This is a genomic window from Streptomyces sp. NBC_00376, from assembly GCF_036077095.1.
GTDB lineage: Bacteria > Actinomycetota > Actinomycetes > Streptomycetales > Streptomycetaceae > Streptomyces.
Genome location: NZ_CP107960.1, coordinates 7,699,756 through 7,716,968, shown reverse-complemented (window position 1 = coordinate 7,716,968; position 17,213 = coordinate 7,699,756). Strand labels below are relative to the sequence as shown.

Genomic DNA, 17,213 nt, shown 5'->3' with positions numbered 1-17,213 from the left:
CGCTGCCATTGCCGTTGTGGCACGGCCGAGTTGAGTGGGAAGCGTATCGCCCATGATCTTCATACCGTCGTCCGGTTCCCTCATCCGGGCGGAAGGCAGGCAAGATGGGGGCGTGACCCTTATCGATCAGCTGCCCCCGACCGACGACCCCGACGCCCTCTTCGAGGCTTTCTCGTCATGGACCGAGACGCGGGGCATCACCCTCTATCCGGCCCAGGAGGAGGCACTGATCGAGGTGGTCTCCGGCGCGAACGTGATCCTTTCCACCCCGACCGGCTCCGGAAAGAGCCTGGTCGCGGCGGGTGCGCACTTCACCGCGCTGGCCCAGGACAAGGTCACCTTCTACACCGCGCCGATCAAGGCACTGGTCTCGGAGAAGTTCTTCGACCTGTGCAAGCTGTTCGGTACGGAGAACGTCGGCATGCTCACCGGCGACGCCTCGGTCAACGCGGATGCCCCGGTGATCTGCTGCACGGCCGAGGTGCTGGCCTCCATCGCGCTGCGTGACGGCAAGTACGCCGACATCGGCCAGGTCGTGATGGACGAGTTCCACTTCTACGCCGAGCAGGACCGCGGCTGGGCCTGGCAGATCCCTCTGCTGGAGCTGCCGCAGGCCCAGTTCATCCTGATGTCGGCCACGCTCGGCGACGTCCGGATGTTCGAGGAGGACCTGACCCGCCGTACCGGCCGCCCCACGTCCGTGGTGCGTTCGGCGACCCGGCCGGTCCCGCTCAGCTACGAGTACCGGCTGACCCCGATCACCGAGACCCTCACCGAACTCCTGGACACCAGGCAGTCGCCGGTCTACATCGTGCACTTCACCCAGGCCGCGGCCGTCGAGCGGGCGCAGTCGCTGATGAGCATCAACATGTGCACCAAGGAGGAGAAGGAGAAGATCGCCGATCTGATCGGCAACTTCCGCTTCACCACCAAGTTCGGCCAGAACCTCTCCCGCTATGTGCGGCACGGCATCGGGGTGCACCACGCGGGCATGCTGCCGAAGTACCGGCGCCTGGTGGAGAAGCTCGCCCAGGCCGGCCTGCTGAAGGTGATCTGCGGTACGGACACCCTCGGCGTCGGCGTCAACGTACCCATCCGTACGGTGCTGTTCACCGCGCTCACCAAGTACGACGGCACCCGGGTGCGTACGCTGCGCGCCCGTGAGTTCCACCAGATCGCCGGCCGCGCGGGACGGGCCGGCTTCGACACGGCGGGCTTCGTCGTGGCGCAGGCTCCCGAGCACGTCATCGAGAACGAGAAGGCCGTCAAGAAGGCCGGCGACGACCCGAAGAAGAAGCGCAAGGTGGTCCGCAAAAAGGCCCCCGAGGGCTTCGTCGCCTGGTCGGAGACCACGTTCGACAAACTGATCCAGTCCGACCCGGAGCCGCTGACCTCCCGCTTCCGCGTCACGCACACCATGCTGCTGTCCGTGATCGCCCGTCCCGGCAACGCCTTCGAGGCGATGCGACGTCTGCTGGAGGACAACCACGAGCCGCGCCGGGCGCAGCTGCGGCACATCCGCCGGGCCATCGCGATCTACCGCTCGCTGCTGGACGGCGGCGTCGTGGAACAGCTCGACAAGCCGGACGCGGAGGGCCGGATCGTCCGGCTCACCGTCGACCTCCAGCAGGACTTCGCGCTCAACCAGCCGCTGTCCACCTTCGCGCTGGCCGCGTTCGACCTGCTGGACCCGGACTCCCCCTCGTACGCGCTGGACATGGTCTCCGTCGTCGAGTCGACGCTCGACGATCCCCGGCAGATCCTCGCCGCGCAGCAGAACAAGGCGCGCGGCGAGGCGGTCGGGCAGATGAAGGCGGACGGTGTCGAGTACGAGGAGCGGATGGAGCTGCTCCAGGAGGTCACGTACCCGAAGCCGCTGAGCGAGCTGCTGTGGCACGCGTACGACGTGTACCGCAGGAGCCACCCGTGGGTGGGCGACCACCCCGTCTCGCCGAAGTCCGTGATCCGTGACATGTACGAACGCGCCATGACGTTCACGGAGTTCACCTCCAATTACGAGCTGGCCCGCACCGAGGGCATCGTGCTGCGCTATCTCGCCAGTGCGTACAAGGCGCTGGAGCACACCATCCCGGACGACCTCAAGTCCGAGGACCTGGAGGATCTGATCGCCTGGCTCGGCGAGATGGTCCGGCAGGTGGACTCCAGTCTGCTCGACGAGTGGGAGCAGCTGGCCAACCCCGAGGTGGAGACCGCCGAGCAGGCGCAGGAGCGGGCCGACGAGGTGAAGCCGGTCACGGCCAACGCCCGCGCCTTCCGGGTGCTGGTGCGCAACGCGATGTTCCGCCGGGTCGAGCTGGCCGCGCTGGACAAGGTGGGCGAGCTCGGCGAGCTGGACAGCGACGCGGGCTGGGACGAGGACGCATGGGGCGATGCGATGGACGCCTACTGGGACGAGTACGACGACCTGGGCACCGGTCCGGACGCCCGCGGTCCGAAGCTGCTGAAGATCGACGAGGACGCGGCGCACGGGCTGTGGCGGGTCCGGCAGACCTTCGCCGACCCCAACGGCGACCACGACTGGGGCATCAGCGCGGAGATCGACCTGGCCGCCTCCGACGAGGAGGGCCGGGCCGTGGTCCGCGTGACCTCCGTCGGTCAGCTGTGAGGACGTACGCCGCGGGCGCGGCACCGTTGCGAGAGTGGAGACGAACCGCATGACGAACCCCGCCGAGCGCCTGGTCGATCTGCTCGACCTGGAGCGGATCGAGGTCAACATATTCCGCGGGCGCAGCCCGCAGGAGTCCCTGCAGCGGGTCTTCGGCGGGCAGGTCGCCGGGCAGGCGCTGGTGGCGGCCGGCCGGACCACCGACGGGGACCGGCCGGTCCACTCGCTGCACGCGTACTTCCTGCGTCCGGGGCGGCCGGGTGTGCCGATCGTCTACGAGGTGGAGCGCGTCCGGGACGGCCGGTCGTTCACCACCCGCCGGGTCACGGCCGTCCAGCAGGGCCGGACGATCTTCAATCTGACGGCGTCCTTCCACCGGCCGGAGGAGGCGGGCTTCGAGCACCAGCTGCCGCCGGCCCGCGAGGTCCCGGATCCGGAGGAGCTGCCGACCGTCGCCGAGGAGGTCCGGGAACACCTCGGGGCGCTCCCGGAGGCCCTGGAGAGGATGGCCCGCCGGCAGCCCTTCGACATCAGGTACGTCGACCGGCTGCGCTGGACGAAGGAGGAGGTCGAGGACGCGGACCCGCGCAGCGCGGTGTGGATGCGGGCGGTCGGCCCGCTGGGCGACGACCCTCTGGTGCACACATGTGCGCTGACGTACGCCAGCGACATGACGCTGCTCGACGCGGTCCGTATCCCGGTGGAGCCGTTGTGGGGGCCGCGTGGTTTCGACATGGCGTCGCTGGACCACGCGATGTGGTTCCACCGTCCGTTCCGGGCGGACGAGTGGTTCCTCTACGACCAGGAGTCGCCGGTCGCGACGGGCGGCCGGGGGCTGGCGCGGGGCCGGATCTACGACCGGGACGGCAACCTGCTGGTGTCCGTGGTGCAGGAGGGGCTGTTCCGCCGTCTCGGCGCATAGGGTCTTTCGTCTGGATCAGGCCGGATCAGGGAGCGGGGCCCGGTGCCCGTGCATCGCAACGAGAGGCCCTGGCCCGCTTCCTCGTGTCAGACGCCGGGCAGCGGGTCCTGCTCGACCTCGTGGCGGCGGGTGCGGATGTCCGGGGGCGCCGGGTGGAGCTTGGCGTCGCAGGCGGGGCCGAGGCCGGTGCGGCGTGAGGCCGTACCGGTGAGCGGGCGGCCGCACATGCGGCAGCGCACCACCTTCCGGCGGGCGGTGCGGCCGGCCGGGTCGTCCCCGGGCGGGGGCTCGGCGCCGGTTCCGGGGAACGGCTCGGGGAGGGGCTCGGCGGATTCCACGGATCGATCTTCTCAGGGCGCCGTCCGCTGTGCGACGTCCGAGCAGCAAGCAGACATCCGAGCAGTACACAGACGTCCGAGCAGCACACAACGGAGGAGTTCACCGGTGAGCAGCGTGCTGACCATGAAGCCGGCCGCGGTCTCGCCCGTCGGCCATGTCGTCGAGTTCGCCGACGCGCCCGGAGGCGAGTCCCGGGTGGTCGCCCATGTGGAGCGCGAACTGCCGGAGGGCGGGATACCCGCGTACCTCGCGGCCCGCAAGTCGGGGGTGCGTTCCTTCGTCCTGTGGTCCGACGGCGAGCGCCGGACCCGGCTGGCCACCCTCGTCACCGCGTCCGCGGCCGACGGCGTGGCCACGTACCGGGTGCTGGGCGCGCAGGGCGAGCTGATCGGCACGCTCGTCCGGGAGAAGGCTCTCCACGGCAAGGGGCTGCGGACCCGCTGGACGGTCGCCCAGACCGGCTGCCCGGAGGCGGTCGGCTTCAAGGGCCGGATCTTCTGGTGGTACGTGTGGTGGCTGCTGTTCCCGGTCCAGGTGGCGATCGGCGTGGGCAGCCTGCTGAGCGGCGGGGGCGATGTGGCTCGCGGGCCGCGGCGCGTCATCTGGCGGGCCGGCCGGGAGGTTCCGCTGGAGTTCTTCTCGGACGACGACGAGGTCCATGTCCACGCGCCGTGGGTCGACTGGCGGCTCGCGGCGGCGCTGTGCGCACTGATCCGTACCTTCGACGGCTGGCTGGGCACGCCCTGGGACGACAAGCGGGAGTGAGCGGGGCCGTCGGGGCCTCCGTCGCCCGGCGGGGCCTGCGCGGTCCCGGTCGCCCGGCCGGGCCGGTCAGGAGCCGAGGATCCTGGCCTTCTGGGCCTCGAACTCGCTCTCGCTCAGCACTCCCTGGCTCTTGAGATCGCCGAGGTCCTTGAGCTGGGCGATCTTGTTGCTCATCTCGTCCTCCGGCGCGAGGGACGTGGGCGCGGGCGGCGGGGGCGCCGCGGCGGCCTGCTGGGCCTGCGCCTGCTCGGCGTCCTGGCGCGCCCAGCGGCCCGCCTGCCGCCGGGAGACCCGATTGGAGACCGAGGTGGCGGTTCCGGCGATCACCGCTGTACGGGCGACGCCACGAAGAAGGCCTGGCATGGTGCATCTCCTTTTGACTGGCTGGTGCGGGGGGGGCCGGCTGACTGGCTGGTGCGGGGGGCCGGCCGGCGCCACGAGGACCGGTCGGCGCTGCGGGGGCCGACCTGTTCAGACCCCGGCCTCGGCCGCGTCGAGCGATGCCAGGATCTCCTGGACCGGGATGCGCCCGTTGGCGACGAGTCGTCCCCCCGAGCGGCGCAGCGCGGCCGCGAGCGGTCCGGCCCACACGTTCTCGTAGATGACGATCCCGGCGGCGCTGCCGGGTTCGAGAACCGCGCTCACCTCGTCGATGTCGTCCCGGCCGAGCAGGCCGGAGGACACCCCTTCGAACACTGCCAGGTCCTCGTGCCCGTTCGCGGTCAGCTCGGAGAGCTCCACGCCCGCGACCGTTCCGTCCTCGCTCTTGCGGAGGAAGACCAGGTCCAGGATCCGGATGATTCCCCGGTCGACCAGGTCGACCAGCAGGGGCAGTCCCTCACCCGTCATCCGGCTGCTCGGGAATTCGATCACCAGGTAGTCGATCGGCCCCGTCTCGTCGGTCTCGCTGCTCACACCGGCTCCTCAGAATCTCGACTGCCCCGGGTCCGCCAGGGCCTGTGCCTCCGTCATTGGAACAGTGGGCGGGCCGGTGCGCATCTCGGTCGTGGCGGCGGACGGACTCGGCACCATTCGGCCGTCGGAGGGACAGCGGGTCACTCCGACGGCCGAGTGGTGCGAGCCGTGCCAAGCCCGTGCCCGGCCGCCACGGATGGTTGTCGCGCGCGGACGGCCTGCCCGGGCCGGTCCGGATTCCTGCGGGGCCCGGACATCGCCACGCGCGGGACGACGGGAGACGAGGATGACTTCACCTTCACCGGCGGACGCGGCCCGGCAGCGGATGCCGTTGCCCCTGTTGCGAGGCCAGAAGGCACTGGTGACGGGTGCGAGCTCCGGCATCGGCAGGGCGACCGCGGTGGAGCTGGGGCGGGCGGGTGCCGATGTCGTCGTCAACTACGTCGCCGGCCGTGAGGCGGCCGAGGACGTGGTGCGGGAGATCGAGGGCTTCGGCGTGCGGGCGTACGCCCATGAGGCGGACGTCTCCCGGGAGGATCAGGTCGTCGCCATGTTCGCCCGCATGGTCGAGGAGTTCGGCACGGTCGACGTCCTGGTCGCCAACGCCGGCCTGCAGCGGGACGCCGCCGCCGCGGAGATGACCCTGGACCAGTGGAACAAGGTGCTGGACGTCAATCTCACCGGACAGTTCCTGTGCGCCCGGGAGGCGGTCAAGGAGTTCGACCGCCGGGGCGTCGTGCCCGAGGTGTCCCGCGCCGCCAGGAAGATCATCTGCATGAGCTCGGTCCACCAGATCATCCCGTGGTCGGGGCATCTGAACTACGCCGCGTCCAAGGGCGGCGTCCTCATGCTGATGCAGACCCTGGCCCAGGAATGCGCACCCCGAGGCATCCGGGTCAACGCCGTGGCCCCCGGTGCCATCCGCACCCCCATCAACACCAGCGCCTGGGACACCCCCGAGGCCGAGGCCGAACTCCTCAAGCTGATCCCCTACCGCAGGGTGGGCGATCCGCCGGACATCGCCACCGCGGTGACGCTGCTGGCGTCCGACCTGATGGATTACGTCGTGGGCACCACCCTCTACGTCGACGGCGGGATGACTCTCTTCCCCGGCTTCGCCACCGGAGGCTGACCCTGTTCCCGAGGGCGGCCGATCACCTGGCATCCGAGGAGGCACGGACATGACGGCTGACGAAGTAATGGTGGGTGTGGGGCTCATCGTGGTGCTCGCGGTCGGCTCCCAGCTGCTGGCGAGCCGGCTGCGGATTCCCGCCCTCCTGATCCTGCTGCCGGTCGGCTTCGCCGCCGGGACGCTGACGGACGACGTCAATCCCGAGAAGCTGCTCGGCGAGGCCTTCTCGCCGCTGGTCTCGCTCGCGGTGGCGGTGATCCTCTACGAGGCCGGGCTCGGCCTGGAGATCAGCCGGCTGCGGGGCCATACGCGTCGCATCGTGGTCAGGCTGCTCTGGCTGGGGGCGCTCATCACCTGGCTGTCCGCCGCGCTGTTCGCGGTGCCGGTGCTGAACATGTCCAAGGGCGCGGCCGTGATGCTGGGCGCGATCCTCGTCGTGTCCGGCCCGACGGTCGTCGGGCCACTGCTCAACTTCGTACGGCCCTCCGAGCGGCTGCAGCGCATCCTCGTCTGGGAAGGCTCCCTGATCGATCCGGTCGGCGGCATCCTGGGGGCGCTCGCCTTCCATGCCGTGGTCGCCGGTGAACTCAAGGGTTTCGGAAGCCAGCTGGAACAGTTCTCGGCCAGCGTCGCGGTGGGTGCGGTGGGCGGCGTGGTCGGGGCCGGTGTGCTGTGGCTGCTGCTGCGCCGGGCCCGGCTGAACGAGGAACTGGCCACGTCGGCGCAGATCGCCGCGGTGATCGGAATCGCTGCCGCCTGTGACGCGCTCCGCGAGGACACCGGGCTCATCTCCGCGGTCGTGATGGGTATGGCCATGGCGAATCTGCCGGGGCTGGACCTTCCGGCCCGCCGGCCGTTCCTCGACACCCTGGTCTCGCTGATCATCGGCCTGTTGTTCATCTCCATCTCGGCCACGGTCACCCCGGCCTCGCTGCGCCACGTGGTGCTCCCCTCGCTCGCCCTGGTCGCCCTCCTGGTGCTGGTGGTGCGCCCCCTCGTGGCCCTGGTGTCGACGGCCGGTACCGATGTCCGGGGCGGGGAACGGTGGTTCATCGGGTGGATGGCCCCGCGTGGCATCGTCGCCGCGGCGACCGCTTCCACGTTCTCGGCGACCCTGGTGGCGCGGGGCGTCGACGGCGCCGAGCGGATCCTGCCCGCGACCTTCGTGGTGATCGTCGCCACCGTCACGCTGTACGGCCTGACGGCGCTTCCGGTCGCCCGGCGGCTGAAGGTGCTGCGCCCCTCCCGGTCCCGGCCACTGCTGGTGGGCGGCGCGCCCTGGGCGGTCGATCTGGGGCGCGCGCTGAACTCGGCGGGGCTGGACGTGCTGATGTGGGCGGGTGCCGAGCGCCAGCGGGCCCGGATCGAGGAGGCCGGGCTGCCCCTGGCTACGGGCGAGCTGCTCGCGGCTGCCTCGGGTGCCGCGGCGGAGCTGGAGGGCATCACCGGTGTGCTGCTGCTCACCGAGGAGGACGACTTCAACGCGCTGGCGGCGATGACCCTGCGGGAGAGCGTCGAGGGCCCGGTCCACCGGCTCGCTCCGGACACCGACAGCCAGGGTGTGGTGGCGCCGTACACCGGGGGCGAGCCCCTCTTCCGTACCGGTCTGACCGGTACGGAGCTGGCCCGCCGGTACGAGGCCGGGGCCCGAATGCTCACGCGGCGGGCCGACGGGGCCCTACCGGCCGGGCACGACGTGCTGTTCGTCGTACGCGCCGACGGGCTGCTCGCCCCGGTGACCCACACGCACACCCCGGATGCCCGGCCGGGCGACACCGCCGTCCTCCTCGGGCCCCCGTCCCGGCCGCCGTCGCCCTGAGAGGATGGGGGTGTCCTGTAGCCGGAGGGCACCCGACAACCACCGAGCGCCGTCAGCCGCGTTCCTTGGCGCGTGCCGCGTCCAGCGCCTCGTCCAGGGTCCGCGCCGCCGTGATGAGCGAGAGGCGGGTGAACGCCTTTGGGAGGATGCCGAGTTGCTCGCCGCTGGGGCCGATCTCCTCGCGAACAAGCCGACATGGTTGGCGTACGCGAGCATCTTCTCGAAGGCGTAGCGAGCCTTGCGCAGCCGGCCCGCGCGGGCCAGGGCGTCGACGTGCAGGAACGTGCAGAGGCTGAACGTGCCCTCGGAGCCCCGCAGTCCGTCCGGGGAGGCCGCGGGGTAGTAGCGGTAGACGAAGCTGCCGGAGACGAGCATGCGGTCCATGGCGTCGAGCGTGGCGAGCCAGCCGGGGTCCTTCGGGGCGAGGCACCTCACCCTGGGCACCAGCAGCAGCGAGGCGCCCAGCACTGTGCTGCCGTAGTACTGGACGAAGGCCTGCTCGGACTCGCTCCAGCCGCGTCCCATGACCTGTTCGAGAATGGCGTCGCTGGCGCCCGGCCACCGGACGGTGTCGGCGGGCCGGCTGAGATCGGCCGCCAGGCGCAGGCCGCGGTCGAACGCCGCCCAGCCCATCACTTGGCTGTAGGCGAAGTCCTGCCGTCCGCCGTGGGTCTCCCAGATGCCCTCGTCGGGCCGGTCCCAGCGGTCCACGAGCCAGTCGAGGGTCCGGGCCACCACCTGCCAGCCCCGGTAGCCCGCCTGGATGCCCACCTCGCGGCCCTCGGACAGCGCGTAGAGGGCCTCGCCGTAGATGTCGAGCTGCAACTGGCCGACGGCCGCGGTGCCGAGCCGTACCCGGTAAAAGCCCCGGTAGCCCGTTTACGGACGGACCGCTCCGGCCTCCACTGTCCGCCAGGCACCCCGTGCTCGCTCGCCCGGACCGCCCCGCCCCGCCCCGCCCCGGGCGTCCGCCGGTCGCGATCCGGACGCGGGACGTGACGGGCGACGTCCAGATGATGCCGGAACCGGGCCGAGCCGCGATGATCGGACTCGGGGCACGGACGCGCCGACCGGTGCGACGTCCCCGGGGCCGGGCAGGCGGGCGTCGGCGGGAGCGGCATACGCCCGTGGCGCAGTGGCGCACGCCCGTGAGCGGTCAGGAGGACCCGATGCCGCAGGACGCGACCTCGATGCTCAGGACGGCACCGGACGCGACGCCGGAGCAGCGGGCGGCTCGCGGGAGGGCGGCCCGGCGGGCGGCCCCGCGGTCGAGTCACGCCGAGTTCGAACCGCCGGCCGACCGGCCCGACCCGCTGGCCGTCCTCGAAGCCCAGTCCGCGGCCCGGGTGCCCGAACTCGTACCGATCCGCTACGGCCGGATGGCCGAGTCGCCGTTCCGCTTCTACCGGGGTGCCGCCGCGATCATGGCATCCGACCTGGCCTCCACCGGGAACTGTGGGATCAGGGCCCAACTGTGCGGGGACGCCCATCTGCTGAACTTCGGGCTGTTCGCCTCGCCGGAACGGAATCTGCTGTTCGACATCAACGACTTCGACGAGACGTCACCGGGGCCCTGGGAGTGGGACGTCAAGCGCCTGGCGGCCAGCTTCGTCGTCGCGGGCCGGGCGAACGGCTTCACCGACCAGGAGCGCGCGGACATCGTGCTGACCACGGTGAGGGCGTACCGGGAGTCGATGATCCGGTTCGCCGGCATGCGCAATCTCGACGTGTGGTACTCGCGGACCGACATCGGCCGTCTCGAAGCGCTGGCCTCCCAGCAGTTGGCGAAGCGCGGCCGCAGGAAGCTGTCACGGGCCGCGTCCAAGGCCCGCACCCGGGACAGCCTTCGGGCCTTCGACAAGCTCACCGTGGCGGTGGACGGAGAGCCGCGCATCGCGGCGGACCCGCCGCTGCTCGTACCGGTGGCCGCTCTGCTCCCGGCGGGCGAGCGCGACGCGACGCAGGAGCGGTTCCGCGAACTGATCGGCCGCTACGGCCGCAGCCTGCCGTCGGACCGGCGGACCCTGCTCTCCGACTTCCGGTTCGTGGACATGGCGCGCAAGGTGGTCGGCGTCGGCAGCGTCGGTACGCGTTGCTGGATCATCCTGATGCTCGGCAGGGACGGCGGGGATCCGCTCCTCCTCCAGGCCAAGGAGGCCGGCCCCTCGGTGCTCGCGCCCCATGCCGGCCCCGGCCCGTACCGGAACCAGGGCGAGCGCGTGGTCGCGGGACAGCGGCTGATGCAGGCGGCGGGCGACATCTTCCTCGGCTGGGAGCGGGTGGAGGGGATCGACGGCAGGCGCCGCGACTTCTACGTACGCCAGTTGCGGGACTGGAAGGGTGTCATGGAGCCGGAGGACATGGTGCCGTCCGGCATGCGGGTCCTCGGCGAGGCGTGCGGCACCGCGCTGGCCCGCGCCCATGCCCGTTCGGGCGACCGGATCGCCATCGCGGCTTACCTGGGGCGCGGCCACTCGTTCGACCGGGCGCTGACGTATTTCGCCGAGAAGTACGCCGACTGCAACGAGCGGGACCACCGGGCGCTCGTCGACGCGGTGCGGGCGGGCCGGCTTCCCGCGACCCGGGACGTCTGAGCCTCCCCCGGCGCCGCCCGCGCGCTGGTCCAGGGGAATGGCGGTACGGAGATCACCGCACCCGTACAGCGGGTACATCACGGCCGAATGCGCACGTTGTGCTATCTCCTTGTGAACGCTTGCGGGACAGCGTGTTCCGGACGGTTGTGACGCCGAGGAGACAACGATCATGTCGACCGAGCCCGCCGCGACTCCCCCGGCGGCAGTGAACCCCTCCGCGCTGATCCGCACCCGCGGTTACGCGGTGCTCCTCGTGATGGCGGCGGCTCTCGGAGTCCCGGTCTCGGCGGTGGCGTTCGGCTTCCTCGCGCTCGTCCACGAACTCCAGTCGCTCACCTACCACGACCTGCCCCGGGCCCTGGGGTTCGCCGGTACACCGTCCTGGTGGCCGGTGCCGCTGCTCGCCGTCGCGGGCCTGCTGGTCGGGCTGACCATCCGCCACCTGCCGGGCATCGGCGGTCACCGGCCCGCCGACGGGATGGTGAGCACGGGGGCGCCGTCGGCGGTGGAACTGCCCGGCATCGTGCTGGCGGCGCTCGCCTCGCTGGGCCTCGGGGCGGTGCTCGGTCCCGAGGCGCCGCTGATCGCGCTCGGCGGCGGACTGGCCGTGCTCGCGGCGCGCCTGGTCCGGCCCGGCATCAATCCCGGCGCGAGTGCCGTGATGGGAGCCGCGGGCAGCTTTGCCGCGATCAGTGCGCTGCTGGGGTCGCCGCTCCTGGGAGCCTTTCTCCTGATGGAGACCTCGGGGCTGGCCGGGATGATGCTCGGGCTGGTCCTGGTGCCGGGTCTGCTGGCGTCCGGCGTCGGCGCGCTCATCTTCACCGGACTCGGTTCGTGGACCGGTCTCGGGACGTACTCCCTGGCACTTCACCATGTGCCCGGCGCCACGGCGCCCGACCTCGCGCGATTCGGCTGGGCGCTCGTCGTGGGCGTGGCCGCGGCCTTCGTCGGCACGGGCATTCGGTGGTTCGCGCTGTTCCTCCAGGCACGGGTGGTACGGCGGACCGTGACGGCCACCGTCGTCATGGGCCTGGTCGTCGGCGCGGCGGCTCTCGTGTACGCGCAGAGCACCGGCCGGGACGCGTCCGGGGTGCTGTACTCCGGGGAGGACGCCCTCGATCCGCTGCTGGCGCAGAGCGCCGGATACTCGGTGGGCACGCTCGTGGTACTGGTCGCCTGCAAGGCGGTGGCTTACTGCGCTTCCTTGAGCAGCTTCCGGGGCGGCCCGGTCTTCCCGGCGATGTTCATCGGAGCGGCGGGCGGTACAGCCCTGTCCCATCTGCCGGGACTGGACCTCACGTCGGGCTTCGCGATGGGTATCGGCGCCATGTGCGTGGCGATGCTGAAGCTCCCGATGACCTCGGTGCTGCTGGCGACACTGCTGCTGGGGTCCGAGGGCCTGACCGTCATGCCGCTCGTGATCGTCGCGGTCGTGGTCTCCTACGTCGTCACGCTCAGGCTCGCGCCGTCCCCGGCCGACGCCCGGCCGGATCGAGGATGAGGGGCCTGTGCCGTGACCTCAGACGCTCTCCTTCTCCTCGTACGAATCGGCGCACAGCGCCCAGATGATGAAGACGTCGATGGCGATGAGCACGATGGACCAGAGCGGGTAGTGGGGAAGCCACAGGAAGTTGGCGAGTGCGCTCAGGCCCGCGAGCACGATGCCGGTCACACGTGCCCATGCGGCTCCGGTGAACAGCGCGCAGCCGGCGATGACGATGACGATGCCGAGTGCGAGGTGGATCCAGCCCCAGCCGGCGAGATTGAACCGGAACACATAGTCACGGGTGGCGATGAATACGTTGTTCCTGGCGATGGCTGCGATTCCCTCGAAGATCGCCATCGCTCCGCCGAAGATCATCAGCACCGCCGCGAAGGCGGTCCAGCCGATCTGGAGAGGATGGTGCGAACTCGAAGGGCCGGCGGGCGCCACCGACGGCCCAGTGCTGGTACTGGCCATTTGCGGCCTCCTCGGGTAGCAGGGCAACCCGGCGGGCCGAGTGACCGCCCGGGCCTCCCAGACCAAGGGTGTCACGTCGGCACCCACCCGGCAGAACAAGCGCTGCCCGGGGCCGCCGCCCTCGCACGACCCGTCTCCGTACAGGGATATCATCTCCATGATGAGAGAAACCGAAGAGACGGAGCCCGGCTCCGTCGATGCCCGGCTCGCCGCGCGCCTGGGTGAACTGCGCACCGAGCGCGGCTGGTCGCTGGACGAGCTCTCGCGACGCAGCGGGGTGAGCCGCTCCACCCTGTCGCGGCTGGAACGCGGCGAGTTGAGCCCGACCGCCGCGCTGCTCGGCAGGTTGTGCACGGTCTACGGACGGACGATGTCCCGCCTCCTGCTGGAGGTGGAGACGGAGCCCCCGCAACTCGTCCCCGCCGCACGGCAGCCGGTCTGGCGGGACGAGGCATCGGGCTTCGTACGCCGCTCGGTCTCGCCGCCGCACACCGGCCTGCGCGCGGAGGTCATCGAGGGCACCCTCGACGCGGGGGCCGCCATCGCGTACGACGACGCACCGGTGTCCGGCCTGGAGCAGCACGTGTGGGTGCTGGAGGGAACGGTCGAGATCACCGTCGACGGCACCGTGCACACCGTGCGCCGCGGCGACTGTCTTCGGTTCCGGCTGCGCGGCCCCTCGCACTTCCACTGTCCGGGGCCGGAACAGGTCCGCTATGCCCTGATGATCGTTCTGCCATGAGAGGACTTTACGCATGACCGAGATCGTCGCCGTATACGGAAACGAACTGGTCACCTACGCCGATGAGTTGGCCGCACTCCTGGTGGACACCGTGGACGGCGGATCGTCGGTGGGTTTCCTCGCGCCACTGGACCGCGACGTGGCCGCCGTCTGGTGGCGGGAGCGGGCCGGGGACGTGGACGCCGGTCTCCTCCAGGTGTGGATCGCCCGCGACGCGGAACGGATCGCGGGAACCATCGCCCTGTCCCGGGCCCGGCTGCCCAACGCCCGCCACCGCGCGGAGGTGGCCAAGCTGATGGTGCGTCCGTCGGCGCGCGGCCGGGGCCTGGGCCGGTCGCTGCTCGACGCGGCCGAGCGGTCGGCCGCCGGGGCCGGCGTCACACTGCTGGTTCTGGACACCGAGAGCGGAAGTCCCGCCGAGCGGCTCTACCGTTCGGCGGGCTGGACGGAGTGCGGTTCGATCCCGGACTATGCCGAGGACCCGGCCGGGGTCTTGAAGCCGACGACCCTCTACTACAAGGCGATCGGCCCCGCGCGGGCGCTGCCCGACCGGTGAGAGTGCGCCGTTCTCCCGGCCCAGGCACAGGAGTTCGATCCCCGGCCCGTATCCGTACACGGGTCGCTCATCGGGGTCATGCCGCGGTCGCAGCGACTGCCGTACTCCCGCAGGTCGGTAACGTGCGGGGGCTCCGGACGGCCGGCGGACGGGCTTCGTACGGACCTGTTCCGGGCGTGACAATGGCTGTGGAAGCCACACCTCACGAGGAGACCTCATGACGCTGCACGACATCCCCCTGCGCACACTCACCGGTGAGCCCACGTCCCTGGCCGACTACCGGGGCCGGGCCGTCCTGTTGGTGAATGTCGCGTCCAAGTGCGGGCTCACCCCGCAGTACGAGGGCCTGGAAAGGCTCCAGAATTCGTACGCGGCCCGCGGCTTCACCGTGCTCGGTGTGCCGTGCAACCAGTTCGCCGGCCAGGAGCCGGGGAGCCCGGAGGAGATCCAGACCTTCTGCTCGACGACATACGGGGTCAGCTTCCCGCTGCTGGAGAAGACCGATGTGAACGGCGAGGGCCGTCACCCGCTCTATGCCGAGCTGGCCCAGCTGGCGGACGCGGACGGCGAGGCCGGTGACGTCCAGTGGAACTTCGAGAAGTTCCTCATCTCGCCGGCGGGCGTACCGGTCGCGCGCCTGCGCCCCGGCACGGAGCCGGAGGCGCCCGAGCTCATCGCGGCCATCGAGGCCCAGCTGCCGGCCTGACGGACCGTGTCCTCGATCGCCGGGCGGGCCGGAACAAGGCCCGTCCGGCGATCGAGCAACGCGGATCTCTAGCGGATCGGCATGCCCGAGAGGGTGCGGGCGATCACCAGGCGCTGGATCTCGCTGGTGCCCTCGAAGATCGTGTAGATCGCCGCGTCCCGGTGCATCCGCTCCACCGGGTACTCACGGGTGAAGCCGTTGCCGCCGAGGATCTGGACGGCCTGGGCGGTGACCTTCTTCGCGGTCTCGCTCGCGTACAGCTTGGACATCGAGCCCTCGGCCGAGGTGAACGGCTTGCCGGTGGTCGCCATCCACGAGGCGCGCCACACCAGCAGCCGGGCCGCGTCGATCTGCGTACGCATGTCGGCGAGCTGGAAGGCGATGCCCTGGTTGTCGATGATGGGCCGGCCGAACTGGGTGCGGGTCTTCGCGTAGTCCAGCGCCACCTCGTACGCGGCACGGGCGGTGCCGACCGCCATGGCGCCGACCGCGGGGCGGGACGCCTCGAAGGTGGCCATCGCCGCGTTCTTCACCCGCTCACCGCCGGAGGCGGCGCGCTCGCGGGCCCGTGCCAGGCGCTGATCGAGCTTCTCCTTGCCGCCGAGCAGGCAGTGGCCGGGAATCCGGACGTCCTCCAGGACGACCTCGGCGGTGTGCGAGGCGCGGATACCGTGCTTCTTGAACTTCTGGCCCTGGGAGAGGCCGGGGGTGTTCGGCGGCACGATGAACGAGGCGTGCCCCTTGGAGCCCAGCTCCGGGTCGACCACGGCGACGACGACATGGACGTTGGCGATGCCGCCGTTGGTCGCCCAGGTCTTGGTGCCGTTCAGCACCCACTCGTCCTTGGCCTGGTCGTACACGGCGCGGGTGCGCATCGAGGCGACGTCGGAACCGGCGTCCGGCTCGGAGGAGCAGAAGGCCGCGACCTTGACGTCGTCGGCGTCGCCGTACATCTGCGGGATCCAGGTGCCGATCTGCTCCTCGGTGCCGTTGGCGAGGACGCCCACGGCCGCCAGGCCCGTACCGACGATGGACAGGGCGATGCCCGCGTCCCCCCAGAAGAGCTCCTCCATGGCCATCGGGATGCCGAGGCCCGTAGGGTCGAAGAACTGCTGGGCGTAGAAGTCGAGGGAGTAGATGCCTACCTTGGCCGCCTCCTGGATGACGGGCCAGGGCGTTTCCTCACGTTCGTCCCACTCGGAGGCCGCCGGACGGATCACATCCGCTGCGAAGCCGTGAAGCCAGTCACGGACCTGCTTCTGGTCATCGTTGAGTTCGAGCGTGAACTCGGACATGTTCCCCTCCACGTACTGCTGTGAAAAACCACTCGTTACTTGCGGTAACCGCAGTCTGTTACCGACAAGTAGCCTCTGTCAACCGCCCCGGCTGGGATCCACATCGCGTTGGGCAGGGTGTTACGTTGCGCAGGCAGGACGCAATATGCACGGCCAGGGGCGGGGAGAGGCGACATGGAGAGCACACGACAGGCAGAGCGACAGCGGACAGCGGCCGAGAGCCGCCGCCGCGAGCTGCTCGAAGCCGCCGACCGCGTGGTGCTCAGGGACGGGCCGGGGGCCTCGATGAACGCCATCGCGGCGGAGGCCGGGATCACCAAGCCCATCCTCTACCGGCACTTCGGCGACAAGGGCGGCCTCTACCGCGCCCTCGCCAAGCGCCACACCGACGCCCTGCTGATCGCCCTGCGCGCCGCGCTCGACGCCCCCGCCGAGCGCCGCCGGCGCGTCGAGTCGACGCTCGACACCTATCTCGCGGCCATCGAGGCCCGCCCACAGGTCTACCGCTTCCTGATGCACCCGTCCGACGACGCGGCGCCCTCGACGGAGCAGGGCTTCGACGTCGGACGGCACTCGGCACCCCTGCTGCGCCGGCTCGGCGAGGAACTCGCCCTGGTGATCGCCGAGCGGGTGGACCTCGGCCCGGACAGCGAGGCCATGGCACGCATCTGGGGCCACGGCATCGTCGGCATGATGCATGCGGCGGGCGACTGGTGGCTGGGCGAACGCCCCTGCTCCCGCGAGCAGTTGGTGAGCAGCCTGGCCGATCTGCTGTGGGGCCGGCTGTCAGCCGCGGGCGACCGGCCGGGCGGCCCCGGATTCTGAGCGGCCGTCGGGCGACC

General features: G+C 71.0%; 16 protein-coding genes and 1 pseudogene. 11 read left to right on the top strand and 6 right to left on the bottom strand.

What is annotated here, in order from left to right:
• Positions 1 to 52: 52 nt before the first annotated feature.
• Positions 53 to 2,626, top strand: a complete 2,574-nt coding sequence (locus OG842_RS34670) for a DEAD/DEAH box helicase (protein ID WP_266735208.1) — start codon at positions 53 to 55, stop codon at positions 2,624 to 2,626.
• A 49-nt stretch (positions 2,627 to 2,675) separates the two neighbouring features.
• On the top strand, positions 2,676 to 3,548 hold the full coding sequence (locus OG842_RS34665) for an acyl-CoA thioesterase (RefSeq protein WP_266735210.1): 873 nt from the start codon (positions 2,676 to 2,678) through the stop codon (positions 3,546 to 3,548).
• 86 nt (positions 3,549 to 3,634) lie between these two features.
• On the opposite strand, the gene OG842_RS34660 is transcribed toward OG842_RS34665, so the two are convergent.
• The gene (locus tag OG842_RS34660) at positions 3,635 to 3,886 is read right to left on the bottom strand and encodes a DUF6011 domain-containing protein (protein WP_266735211.1); all 252 of its coding nucleotides are present in this window, start codon (positions 3,884 to 3,886) and stop codon (positions 3,635 to 3,637) included.
• 106 nt (positions 3,887 to 3,992) lie between these two features.
• Between OG842_RS34660 and OG842_RS34655 the strand changes: the two genes are divergently transcribed.
• Positions 3,993 to 4,652: a hypothetical protein gene (locus tag OG842_RS34655; RefSeq protein WP_266735213.1), complete on the top strand. Its 660-nt coding sequence runs from the start codon at positions 3,993 to 3,995 to the stop codon at positions 4,650 to 4,652.
• Positions 4,653 to 4,718: 66 nt separating this feature from the next.
• On the opposite strand, the gene OG842_RS34650 is transcribed toward OG842_RS34655, so the two are convergent.
• Together OG842_RS34650 and OG842_RS34645 are read right to left on the bottom strand one after the other, a co-directional pair.
• Entirely contained in the window at positions 4,719 to 5,015 is a 297-nt protein-coding gene (locus tag OG842_RS34650; RefSeq protein WP_266735215.1) for an SHOCT domain-containing protein, read from the bottom strand.
• Between the two features lie 108 nt (positions 5,016 to 5,123).
• Entirely contained in the window at positions 5,124 to 5,567 is a 444-nt protein-coding gene (locus OG842_RS34645; protein WP_266735217.1) for a DUF6325 family protein, read from the bottom strand.
• A gap of 286 nt (positions 5,568 to 5,853) precedes the next feature.
• On the opposite strand from OG842_RS34645, the gene OG842_RS34640 reads away from it, so the two are divergent.
• Together OG842_RS34640 and OG842_RS34635 are read left to right on the top strand one after the other, a co-directional pair.
• A complete protein-coding gene (locus OG842_RS34640) occupies positions 5,854 to 6,699 on the top strand; it encodes an SDR family oxidoreductase (protein ID WP_266735219.1) in 846 nt (281 codons plus the stop codon).
• 49 nt (positions 6,700 to 6,748) lie between these two features.
• Entirely contained in the window at positions 6,749 to 8,518 is a 1,770-nt protein-coding gene (locus OG842_RS34635) for a cation:proton antiporter (RefSeq protein WP_266735221.1), read from the top strand.
• Between the two features lie 52 nt (positions 8,519 to 8,570).
• On the opposite strand, the pseudogene OG842_RS34630 reads toward OG842_RS34635, so the two are convergent.
• Positions 8,571 to 9,394, bottom strand: a pseudogene (locus OG842_RS34630) (glycoside hydrolase family 15 protein); the annotation flags it as partial.
• Positions 9,395 to 9,687: 293 nt separating this feature from the next.
• On the opposite strand from OG842_RS34630, the gene OG842_RS34625 reads away from it, so the two are divergent.
• Both OG842_RS34625 and OG842_RS34620 read left to right on the top strand, forming a co-directional pair.
• Positions 9,688 to 11,112, top strand: coding sequence for a DUF2252 domain-containing protein (locus OG842_RS34625; protein WP_266735223.1), 1,425 nt, complete (start codon positions 9,688 to 9,690; stop codon positions 11,110 to 11,112).
• A 169-nt stretch (positions 11,113 to 11,281) separates the two neighbouring features.
• A complete protein-coding gene (locus OG842_RS34620; protein ID WP_266735225.1) occupies positions 11,282 to 12,613 on the top strand; it encodes a chloride channel protein in 1,332 nt (443 codons plus the stop codon).
• An 18-nt stretch (positions 12,614 to 12,631) separates the two neighbouring features.
• Here OG842_RS34620 and OG842_RS34615 read toward each other — a convergent pair whose 3' ends face one another.
• A complete protein-coding gene (locus OG842_RS34615; RefSeq protein ID WP_266735227.1) occupies positions 12,632 to 13,072 on the bottom strand; it encodes a DUF7144 family membrane protein in 441 nt (146 codons plus the stop codon).
• 160 nt (positions 13,073 to 13,232) lie between these two features.
• Between OG842_RS34615 and OG842_RS34610 the strand changes: the two genes are divergently transcribed.
• From OG842_RS34610 to OG842_RS34600, 3 genes are all read left to right on the top strand, one after another.
• On the top strand, positions 13,233 to 13,814 hold the full coding sequence (locus OG842_RS34610) for a helix-turn-helix domain-containing protein (RefSeq protein ID WP_266735228.1): 582 nt from the start codon (positions 13,233 to 13,235) through the stop codon (positions 13,812 to 13,814).
• Positions 13,815 to 13,827: 13 nt separating this feature from the next.
• Positions 13,828 to 14,370: a GNAT family N-acetyltransferase gene (locus OG842_RS34605; RefSeq protein ID WP_266735229.1), complete on the top strand. Its 543-nt coding sequence runs from the start codon at positions 13,828 to 13,830 to the stop codon at positions 14,368 to 14,370.
• Between the two features lie 217 nt (positions 14,371 to 14,587).
• Positions 14,588 to 15,076, top strand: coding sequence for a glutathione peroxidase (locus tag OG842_RS34600; RefSeq protein WP_266735231.1), 489 nt, complete (start codon positions 14,588 to 14,590; stop codon positions 15,074 to 15,076).
• A 68-nt stretch (positions 15,077 to 15,144) separates the two neighbouring features.
• Here OG842_RS34600 and OG842_RS34595 read toward each other — a convergent pair whose 3' ends face one another.
• The gene (locus OG842_RS34595) at positions 15,145 to 16,371 is read right to left on the bottom strand and encodes an acyl-CoA dehydrogenase family protein (protein WP_266735233.1); all 1,227 of its coding nucleotides are present in this window, start codon (positions 16,369 to 16,371) and stop codon (positions 15,145 to 15,147) included.
• 174 nt (positions 16,372 to 16,545) lie between these two features.
• On the opposite strand from OG842_RS34595, the gene OG842_RS34590 reads away from it, so the two are divergent.
• Positions 16,546 to 17,196 (top strand): TetR family transcriptional regulator, encoded by a 651-nt coding sequence (locus OG842_RS34590; RefSeq protein WP_266735234.1) that lies wholly within the window; start codon positions 16,546 to 16,548, stop codon positions 17,194 to 17,196.
• Positions 17,197 to 17,213: the final 17 nt, after the last annotated feature.